Consider the following 9,456-nt stretch of genomic DNA (forward strand, 5'->3'; position numbering starts at 1 on the left):
GGATTCTCCGGTGCCGCCCGCCGATGCCGTCGAGGGCGACCTCAGCAAACTTCCCGAGGCCGGAACCGGTGCCGGCGAAACCCTGCCCGGTGGTACTCCCGGCGAACAAGACGACGTCAAGGACGACGGCGTCAAAGAGGACGAAGACGACGACGAATGCGGTTGGGGCTGGTGGCCGCTGCCCCCTGACACCGACTCGTCGGCGCCCAACGGCGGCGACGGCTACGGCGGGGGCGCGCCGTCGACGGCTCCGCCGGCCGGACGCCCGGGTGTGCCCTCCGAACTACTACCGGAGTCCCCGGTGCTGCCGGTCGTCCCGGATCCCCAGGAACCGCTGCCCGGACTCGTCGCGCCCGCGGCCATGCCGGTGCTGTCGATGCCCCTCATCGTGCTGCCCCCGGTGGTGCCGGGGATCGGCGGCGGTGGTGTCGGCGCGGGACCTAGGGCGCCGGCGCCGGAGAATGCCGCACGGCCGCCGGCCCCGTCACGCACCCCGCCCGCCGAGCGCCCCGCGGCTCCGCGCACCGATGCCGTCCTGCCTGCCTCCTACCGCGCCGGCTACGGCGAATACCTCCGGACCGCCGGCATGCCTCAGGTGATCGCCGTCGCGGTGCCGGGAGCAACCGGCATCATGCTGCTCACCGGCGCGGGTGGGCTCATCGGCTATCGGCAGGCCCGAGCCGGCCGCGCGATCCGGTCCAGTGGCTCAGCAAGGTTCTCAAGTTGACCGGATTCGGCAGTCTGCCGTCCAACGGCGGGCCATAGTGGACCAGAGGAGAAGGGGGAGGCAATGCCAGCAAGTCGCCGCGTGACGCGCGCCGTCAGCTCGGTGCTCGACCTTGCGCCACGCCGGGGTGAGGTGTCGCTGCCGCGTCTGGTCGAGGCGGTCGCCGATGACCAGGGGCGCCCGATCCAGATCAAGATGGCCGATCTGCCGTCCGGTGTCTGTGGTCAGTGGCGCCAATATGCCGACCACGACGTCTTCCTGATCCAGAAGGGACTGCCCGCCTGGGACCGCACCCTGGCCCATGAGCTCGGCCACCTGGTACTCGGTCATGCGGGCATGCCGGTGGTGGAGGCTGCGCGCGAGACCATGGAACTGGCCGGGTCGGACCTCATCGGGTACATGCTCAATCAGCGGACCGGGTGCATGGGCCCCGCGGGTGAGGAAGCCGAGCAGGAGGCCGAGGACTTCGCCGCGCTACTCATCTACCGTCTCGGGCGGCTACCGTCCGATCGTTCGTCGATCGTGCAGGTGCGGCTCGGGGAGGCGTTTGGTTGATCGTCTGGGTGATCGCCGGTCTCCTCGGGTTGGCGACCGGCTTGCGAATCGGGTGGGCGCTGGTCAACAAGCAATCCCTGGTGAGCACCGCGATGATCCTCGCGCTGGGCAGTCTCGGGATTGTCGCAGCGCTCAACTGGCAGCCCCTGACCCTGCTGATCGACACCGCGCTGCGGTGGCCGAACATCGCGGTCGCGCTCAGCCAGGTGGCGTTGATCGGTTGTGCGGCAGGCAGTTGCGTGATGATCACGACCGTGGCGTCGGGCCGCAAGCCGGCCGCCATCCGCCGCATCGCCATCGGCCAGTACCTGGTGGCGGGCGCCATCGCGGCGGCCACTCTGGTGGCGTTCTTCCGCGCCCCGCAGATGCCGGAGATGGCGCCCGAGGAGTACATGCGCCGCAACCTGGCGCCGGGCGGGTCCTCGTCGTGGCTGCTGCCGCTGCTCTATGTGCTGCTCGCGCTGACCCTCGTCGCGTGGGCGGGAGTGCGTCATTCCAACCGGACCCGGCGGGGCCGTGCGCTTTTCGTCTTCAGCGTCGGCATGGTGCTCATGGTGCTGTCGAGTGCCTTCTTCCTGCTCCGGGCCGTCGGGAATACCGATGTCCTGGGCGTGGGTGCGGCGGCGACGCTGCTGGGTTGCGCGATGCTGGTGGTGGCCGGCGGGTCGCTGTTGCCCAGCGTGGAGGACTGGTTCGGTGCGCGCCGGGAACTGCGGACGATCCAGCCGCTGCTGGCCGAACTCAACACCCGGCATCCCGATGTGGGTATCGGGGTGCGTCCCCGCGGGCCGTTGTTGTTCCGGGTCGCCGAGCAGATGTCCCTGATTTCGGATTCGCTGTACCTGGAAGCCATTGCGGCCGAGGGCATGCGGCGCCRCACGGTGGACGCCACCGCGGGCCAGCGCGATATCGAGCAGTCGCTGAACATCGCCGATATCGCGGATCTCGATTCGCCCCCGGTGCCCGCCGACGAACAGGCCCGTGGCATCGCGGAGTGGATCTTCGCGGGCCGGTCCGCCGCTGCGGAGGGCACCGCGCACGCGGCGTTCCCCGGCCTGAACTGGCTGCGCCAGCCGACCACGTTCTCGGATCGGGAGTGGATACTCGCCATCGCCGAGCAGTTCCGGGAATTGGAGCTCGGGGCGCAGGCCCACGGCTGAACGCACAAACGGTGCCGTCACGCTTGCGCGCGACGACACCGTGTGTGGCGGTGATCCCGTAAGGGATCAGCCGTCGAGGTTCTCCCGGCGACGCAGCTCGTCGACCTTGAGGGCCAGATCCTGCTGGGACTCGGGGGACAGGCCGACGGTGCGGGCCGCGATGCGGCGCACGCCCTCGTCGCGCATGCTGGCCAGCCAGGTCAGTTCCTTGTCCAGCTTCTCGTAGTACTCGTCGTCGGTGAAGTACGCCGGCTTGATACGGAAGAAGTTGGCGAGGGCGGCCATCGTGGTCACGGATGGGTTGGTGCGGTTGCCGGAACGCAGCTGCGACAGGTAGGGGGCGGACATCGTGACACCCTCGGCCTTTAGTGCGCCGATCACCTCAGCCGAAGTGTGCGGACCGCGCCCGGGAGGGTAAACCGTGTCGAAGAGGCGGTTTAGCCGGGCGGCGAACGTCTTGCTCATCTAACTTTCCTCCACATGGCTCACGAGCTGTCTGCAATAGGTTCGTATTTGCTGATCATCGTAGCGAGTGTTGTCGCCACAACCAARTGCAAACCACCGAAAAGTAACACTACCCTGCTCGCGGGGTCGCTGCAGGGTCCTGTAGCAGCACGYCAACCCGACACACACGCTGCGACGTTGTGATCTGGCGAACCTAAAAATAACGGCCTCGCCATTTTGCCCAGATTCGTTGATCTTGACTTGTTGTCACAGTAACCCCATAGCCGATCAGTAGCTAACAGGCGTCGCACAGCAAATCTGCACTTCACCTTTGCTGTCAGTGCCGGCGAAGTGGAGGAAGGGTAGACATGGGCGGGCCCGACGGCCACACCATCATTGCTGAGCTCGGCACATGCTGAACGCGGCATTGTGGCCCAACTGTGTCCGAAACGTTATGAAGACGTTTGCTGTGCACGCGCACGGCGGCATACCCGCCCCGTCGGTCGCCGACGGCTGGAAAGGCCAGTGCGACTACGCGGCGAGCAGCATCGCCAGGATCGCGGTGTCCGGATGGCTGATCGGGTCGACGCCCACCCGGCTCACCATCGAGGTGATGGTGCCGTCGGCCTCCGCTTCCACCCAGGCGGCACGATGCTCCAGGCCCAGATGGGGCAGGYCCGGCAGCAATACGCAGCCCGACGCCGCGCCCGCGCACTCCGGTAGCGACGGCGTGGTCTCCGACGGTGGGTGCAGCATCAGCAGTGCCGCGGGCTGATGGTCGGCGAAAAATCCGGGCGGAACCGCGGATTCACCGACGACCGGACCCTCGGCCATCACCAGGCCGACGGTGCCGGGCTCCGGCTTGTCGGGAAGTTCCTCGCGGACACCGAAAATCGTTGTGGTGGAGAGCAGGCCGGGCAGCGATGCCACCCGCACCGCGACGATGAGCAGTTGGGCCCACTCCTTGGTGGAATCCGGCCAGCGGCCCGACACCACGAAACCCTTGAGGGTGCCCCGCGAATGGAATGGGGCGATCTCCACCGCTCTACCGGCTCCGGTGTCCATGTGGCCTCCCGACAGTGCTTGCTGGTAACCGCCTCCGACACTGCTGTGGGTCGCTGTGCACAGGATGCGGTAGTCCGGCACTAGCACGCAAGAGGACACGAGTGCCAGAAACGCGGCGGAAACGACAAGCAAAGAGCCCCGCGTGCCGAAGCACGCGGGGCCCGAGACCTGAGAGACGAGAACTCAGCCGAAGATGAGTCCGCCGGTGTTCGCGGTGGCCTTGGCGTAGCGGTCCTGGACGTCGGCCCAGTTGACGACGTTCCAGAAGGCTTTGACGTAGTCGGCCTTGACGTTCTTGTATTGCAGGTAGAAGGCGTGCTCCCACATGTCGACCTGCAGCAGCGGGATGATGCCCAGGGGGACGTTGGCCTGCTGGTCGTAGAGCTGGAAGGTCAGCAGGCGCTGGCCCAGGCTGTCGTAGCCCAGTACGGCCCAGCCCGAGCCCTGCAGTCCGTTGGCTGCGGCGGTGAACTGGGCGCGGAACTTGTCGAAGGATCCGAACTGGTCGTCGATGGCGGCGGCCAGTTCGCCTTCGGGYTTGTCGCCGCCGTTGGGGGACAGGTTCTTCCACCAGATGCTGTGGTTGACGTGTCCGCCGAGGTGGAAGGCGAGGTTTTTCTCGTTGAGGAAGATGGCCGACTGGTCGTCGCCGGCGCGGGCTTCTTCGAGCTTGGCCAGGGCGTCGTTKAGGCCCTTGACGTAGGTGGCGTGGTGCTTGCTGTGGTGGATCTCGTTGATCTGCCCGGAAATGTGGGGCTCCAGCGCGCCATAGTCGTAATCGAGTTCTGGCAGTGTGTATTCAGCCACTGGGTTCCTTCCTAATCATGGATCGCGAGGGAGTTCGGCGTCGCGTTGATCGACAACAAGCTCGAGCTCAACCTTGGTCCATCCCCGCGTGCACCGCAAGGACCCGGGTTCCCGTCGGGGCCCCGTCGAAACCTCGAAGACGGTCAGAACAACACGATGGCTGCCAGGACTCCCAGCAGTACGAGCGCGATCACAGTGGCGCGGATGAGGGCAACGACCTGGTTGTTGGTGTACTGGTGCGAGGACTGCCAATCAGACGACGTCCCTGCTGAACCCGGACCAAGCGGGTGTGCTGCCATCACAAGCTCCTGACCTGCACGATCAAGCCATCCCCCAGTGAGATCTGTCACACGGTTTGTTGTGACGCCGATCATAGACCTTGTTACGCCCGCAGAAAAATCGGGTGCTCACCGCCGGGCCGCGATTCAATCTGGCCGATCCGAAATGCCGGCGGGCCGGCCCGACCCGCTCGCCGGTTTTGCTCAGGCCCCGTTCGGCCTGTTGATCAGACCCGTCCGCGGGCCGCAGTTATCCACAGGCACTGGACAGAAGTCCAGGGAAATCGATGGGGACGGGACACCACAGCCTGTGGATGAACCTGTGGAAACTGTGGATAGTGCAGGAATTGCTGTCGCRGCGCGGCACCCCGCGCCGCGGGGGAATCCGGTGCGTCGGGATGCCGTGCATGCCAGCATGGACGGCATGACCGACGATGTGACGCAGATCGAGGTCGGTGCGCTGCCGCTGACGTTCGACGATTCGGTGGTGCTGCTCGACGTGCGTGAGCCCGACGAATGGCAGCGCGGCCATGTGGCCGGCGCCCAGCACATCCCGCTGGGCGATGTCCCCGCCCGCATCGACGAGATCGACCGGGACGCCACCCTGTACGTCATCTGCCACGCCGGTGGGCGCTCCCAGCGGGTGGCGCAGTATCTGGCACGAAACGGCTTCGAACCGACCAACGTGACCGGCGGCATGCTGTCCTGGGCGCAGGCCGGGCGACCGGTGAGCACCGACGACGGCAGCGCGGGCACCGTCTGAGCGCGTCGTAGGCTGGTCGGGTGATCCAGGTCTGTGCCCAATGCGGGACGCGATGGAACGTGCGCGACCGCCAGCGGGTCTGGTGCCCGCGCTGCCGCGGCACGCTGCTCGCTCCAGGGTCGCCCGGAGCGCCGGGAACTTCGCCGCCCGACGCAGGCCGGCCCTCCGCGGGTCAGCCGGGCCGCGCCCCTGCGGGCTACCGCTGGATCGCGGTGCGTCCCGGTGCGCCACCGGCGCCGCGCCGCAAGCGCGCCCCATTGGGGCCGACCCCGCGCTACGCCTACATCCCGCGCTGGGGGCTCTACGAACGCTTCGATGACGACGGTGCCGGCGATCAGGTCGCTGCCGAGCGCACCGGCCCGTCGTCGGCCTCGGTGCGCCGCACGATTGTCATCACCCTGGCGCTGCTGGGTGCCGCGGCACTGCTGCACGTGATCCGGTACGCGCTGCTCCTGATCAATCGGACGGTGCTGCTCGATCCGATCGTCGCAGCCTTGGCGACCTGGCTTCCGGTGGCGGCGAGCGTGGCGGCGTTCTTCGCGGTGTTGGCCACCGCGTTGATACTGACCAACTGGCTGATCGCCCGGCGAGCGGCGGCGTACGCCCACGTGGGCAGCCCGGATCCTCGCTCACCCCGGGAGTTGTGGGTCGGCTGCCTGATCCCGTTCGTGAACCTGGTGATGGCCCCGGTCTTCGTGATCGAACTCGCCCGCGCCGAGAAGCGCTCAGGGCTGCGCATCGTCAGCTGGTGGATCACCTGGTTCTTCAGCTACCTACTGGCCACGGCGTCCATCGTGACCACGGTGCTGACGATCTTCTATGACGGCGCCCAGCGCATCGCCGACAACACCGTGATCACCACCATCGGTTACCTGATCGCACTGGCAACCCTGCTGTTGGTGCTGCAGGTGTACCAGGGCTTCGAGCGGCAGCCGGTCGACCGGCCCTCGCGGCGCTGGGTCATGGTCGCGGCCGGGCCGCCGCCGGCCCGACAAGAGGACGCCGCCGACGAATCCGTCGTTCCGGTTGAGGCCGAGGACCGGAACCCGGCAGCATAGCCATATGACCGCGGGGGACGCTGAGACTGCCGGACCGGCCATGACGGGTCACCCGTTCGTCGTCGCGCACCGGGGCGCTTCCGCCGACCGGCCCGAACACACCGTCGCGGCCTACGAACTCGCGCTGCAGGAGGGCGCCGACGGCGTCGAGTGTGATGTCCGGCTGACCCGCGACGGACACCTGGTCTGCGTGCACGACCGCCGGGTCGACCGGACATCGAACGGGTCGGGTCTGGTCTCGGAGATGACGCTCGCCCAGCTGCGCGAGCTGGACTTCGGTTCCTGGCACGCCGGCTGGCGGGASAGCGGAGCCACCGGCGACACCGGGCTGCTGACGCTGGACACCCTGCTGGCACTGGTACTGGACGCCAAGCGCCCGGTGAAGATCTTCATCGAGACCAAACATCCGGTGCGCTACGGCGCATTGGTGGAGAGCAAGGTGCTGGCGTTGCTGCACCGGTACGGCATCGCCGCCCCGGCGTCGGCGGATCTGGCCAGGGCGGTGGTGATGTCGTTCTCGGCGGCCGCGGTCTGGCGGATCCGGCGGGCGGCGCCGATGCTGCCGACCGTGCTGCTCGGTGAGACCTCGCGTTACCTGGGCGGTGGCGCCGCGACCACGGTCGGGGCGACCGCGGTGGGCCCGTCCATCGCCACCTTGCGCGAGCATCCCGAACTGGTCGACCGCGCCGCCGCGCAGGGCCGGGCGCTGTACTGCTGGACCGTCGACCATTACGAGGATGTCCGGTACTGCCGGGATGTCGGGGTGGCGTGGGTGGCCACCAATCATCCCGGCCGCACCAAGGACTGGTTGGAGAACGGGCTCACCGGAGCCGGTCTCGACTGATAAGGGCTTAAAAGATCAGAGGTTGCCGCCGGCGGCCTTCGGTGCGGTCGGATCGGCGCTCGCCACGGAGAGCTCACGGGCCACGAAGTCCTCGAGGTGGAACAGGTTCGCACCTGCCCGCTCCGAGATGCGCACCAGCGTGGTGATGGTCGCGACCTCTTCGACCTGCTCCTTGAGGAACCACTGCATGAACTGCTCGCCCAGGTAGTCGCCCTCTTCGCGGGCCACACTGGCCAGCCGGGTGACCTGCTCGGTGACGGTGCGCTCCTGATCGAGAGACAGCCGCAGCGCCTGCGCCGGGGTGTCGAACTGGTTCTGCACCGCATCGAGGCCAGGGATCTCGACGTCGATGTCACGGTCGAGCAGATACTGCACCAGCATCATGGCGTGGTTGCGTTCCTCGACGGCCTGCGCGTAGAAGTGCTTGGCCAGTTGCGGCAGGTCCGCGCCGTCGAAATAGACGGCAATGGCGACGTACTGCTGCGACGCGGTGAACTCGCTACGAATTTGCTCGCGGAGCAGGGTGTCGAATTTGGAGTCGTGGGTGTGTACATCACTCATGTCGACCACGATAGGCCAGGTCAGACGGCGTGTCATCCAAGGTCACCCTTAATCAGGTAAGCCATTCCTAACCGGTGTGATCGCCATTACATGAGGTCCAAATTGTTTGCTGAGCGTCGTCCAGGGCGAGCAATGTCGGTCAGGGGCCATCGGTGTTCACCACGTCGGCCGGGACGGGTGTGTCCTGGGCCAGCGCACCGAACAGGCGGCCGGCGGCTTCGCTGTCCCACACCACGATCGATCCCACATCGCTGGTGGTGTACTCGGCGATCGGCACCGTCGTCGCGGTCGGGTTGTCCTGCAGGGCCCAGGCCAGCCGGGCCAGGTCCCAGACGTGGCCGCCCTGGTCGACGGTGACCGCGCCGGTGGCGGCGGTGGCCATCGGGTACCAGCGCAGCGGGTTGAGCAGCACGGACGGGCTGATCGCCCGGGTGAGCAGGGCGGACATGAAGGCCCGCTGGTTGGTCATCCGGTCCAGGTCGGCGCGGGCGGTGGCACGCGAGCGGACGAAGCCGAGCGCATTGCGGCCGTCCAGTTCCTGGCAGCCGGCGGGCAGATCGATACCGGCGAGCGGGTCGCTGATCGGTTCGGCGGGACACATCGTCACCCCGCCCACCGCGTCGACCAGCGCGGCGAAACCCCCGAAGCCGACCTCCGCATAGTGGTCGAGCCGGATCCCGGTCGCCTGCTCGACGGTCTGCACCAGCAGTGGGGCGCCGCCGAAGGCGTATGCCGCGTTGATCTTGTCCTCGCCGTAGCCCGGTATCGGGACGTAGGAGTCGCGCGGCAACGACACCAGCGTCGGCGGCGTGCCGGATAACAACCCGCCGATGTGCAGCAGCAGCAGGGTGTCGGTGCGCCCGTTGCCGGTGTCACCGCCGGTGGCCAGCGCGCCCTGCTCGTCGACCGACAGGCCCTGCCTGCTGTCGGAGCCCACCAGCAGCCAGGTGGTGCCGCGGCCGGCCGGGGGCCGTTCCGGGTAGTCGGCGAGCACGGGCGCGCGCTGCAGTGTCGAGTCGAGCCAGAACGCCCCGGCGACTCCGCCGCAGAGCAGCAGGAGTACCGCCGCGAGCAGTATCGAGAACCATCGGCGCAGGCGACGCGGTCTCTTGGTCGACGCCCTGGGCGGAGGTGGCGCAGGTGCCGGCGCCACCGGGCGCCGAGGCGGTGGCGGGGGTTGCCGGGGTGGGGGGC

General features: G+C 67.8%; 11 protein-coding genes and 1 pseudogene. 6 read left to right on the plus strand and 6 right to left on the minus strand.

The features are described from left to right. The 3 genes and pseudogenes from AC1DTF_RS31290 to AC1DTF_RS31300 form a co-directional block, all read left to right on the plus strand. Positions 1 to 727 (plus strand): annotated as a pseudogene (locus AC1DTF_RS31290) (hypothetical protein); the annotation flags it as partial. 63 nt (positions 728 to 790) lie between these two features. Further along, positions 791 to 1,282, plus strand: a complete 492-nt coding sequence (locus AC1DTF_RS31295; protein ID WP_057171183.1) for an ImmA/IrrE family metallo-endopeptidase — start codon at positions 791 to 793, stop codon at positions 1,280 to 1,282. Beyond that, positions 1,279 to 2,442 carry a hypothetical protein gene (locus AC1DTF_RS31300; RefSeq protein ID WP_477476880.1) on the plus strand — a complete coding sequence of 388 codons (1,164 nt, stop codon included), beginning with the start codon at positions 1,279 to 1,281 and terminating at the stop codon, positions 2,440 to 2,442. The genes AC1DTF_RS31295 and AC1DTF_RS31300 overlap by 4 nt, the downstream gene beginning before the upstream one ends. Positions 2,443 to 2,508: 66 nt before the next feature. Here AC1DTF_RS31300 and AC1DTF_RS31305 read toward each other — a convergent pair whose 3' ends face one another. The 4 genes from AC1DTF_RS31305 to AC1DTF_RS31320 all read right to left on the minus strand — a co-directional run bounded on the left by AC1DTF_RS31305 (position 2,509) and on the right by AC1DTF_RS31320 (position 5,057). Beyond that, positions 2,509 to 2,907, minus strand: coding sequence for a helix-turn-helix domain-containing protein (locus AC1DTF_RS31305; RefSeq protein WP_057171181.1), 399 nt, complete (start codon positions 2,905 to 2,907; stop codon positions 2,509 to 2,511). Between the two features lie 510 nt (positions 2,908 to 3,417). Continuing rightward, positions 3,418 to 3,951, minus strand: a complete 534-nt coding sequence (locus AC1DTF_RS31310) for a peptidase (protein WP_477476881.1) — start codon at positions 3,949 to 3,951, stop codon at positions 3,418 to 3,420. A 183-nt stretch (positions 3,952 to 4,134) separates the two neighbouring features. Further along, entirely contained in the window at positions 4,135 to 4,758 is a 624-nt protein-coding gene (locus tag AC1DTF_RS31315) for a superoxide dismutase (RefSeq protein WP_168142823.1), read from the minus strand. A gap of 143 nt (positions 4,759 to 4,901) precedes the next feature. Then, a complete protein-coding gene (locus AC1DTF_RS31320; protein WP_194166871.1) occupies positions 4,902 to 5,057 on the minus strand; it encodes a hypothetical protein in 156 nt (51 codons plus the stop codon). A gap of 403 nt (positions 5,058 to 5,460) precedes the next feature. Here AC1DTF_RS31320 and AC1DTF_RS31325 point away from each other — a divergent pair, with 403 nt between their 5' ends. From AC1DTF_RS31325 to AC1DTF_RS31335, 3 genes are read left to right on the plus strand one after another with little or no spacing between them, the layout of a single operon-like run. Continuing rightward, on the plus strand, positions 5,461 to 5,799 hold the full coding sequence (locus AC1DTF_RS31325) for a rhodanese-like domain-containing protein (protein WP_057171239.1): 339 nt from the start codon (positions 5,461 to 5,463) through the stop codon (positions 5,797 to 5,799). A gap of 20 nt (positions 5,800 to 5,819) precedes the next feature. Beyond that, positions 5,820 to 6,857, plus strand: a complete 1,038-nt coding sequence (locus AC1DTF_RS31330; protein WP_477476882.1) for a DUF4328 domain-containing protein — start codon at positions 5,820 to 5,822, stop codon at positions 6,855 to 6,857. A 40-nt stretch (positions 6,858 to 6,897) separates the two neighbouring features. Beyond that, positions 6,898 to 7,701 (plus strand): glycerophosphodiester phosphodiesterase, encoded by an 804-nt coding sequence (locus AC1DTF_RS31335; protein ID WP_477476885.1) that lies wholly within the window; start codon positions 6,898 to 6,900, stop codon positions 7,699 to 7,701. Positions 7,702 to 7,716: 15 nt separating this feature from the next. Here AC1DTF_RS31335 and AC1DTF_RS31340 read toward each other — a convergent pair whose 3' ends face one another. Together AC1DTF_RS31340 and AC1DTF_RS31345 are read right to left on the minus strand one after the other, a co-directional pair. Continuing rightward, positions 7,717 to 8,262 carry a ferritin gene (locus AC1DTF_RS31340; protein WP_477476883.1) on the minus strand — a complete coding sequence of 182 codons (546 nt, stop codon included), beginning with the start codon at positions 8,260 to 8,262 and terminating at the stop codon, positions 7,717 to 7,719. 139 nt (positions 8,263 to 8,401) lie between these two features. Beyond that, positions 8,402 to 9,456 (minus strand): LCP family protein (locus AC1DTF_RS31345; protein WP_477476884.1); only part of this gene is annotated, 1,055 nt, incomplete at its 5' end.

The organism is Mycobacterium sp. P4_H6 (assembly GCF_056400845.1).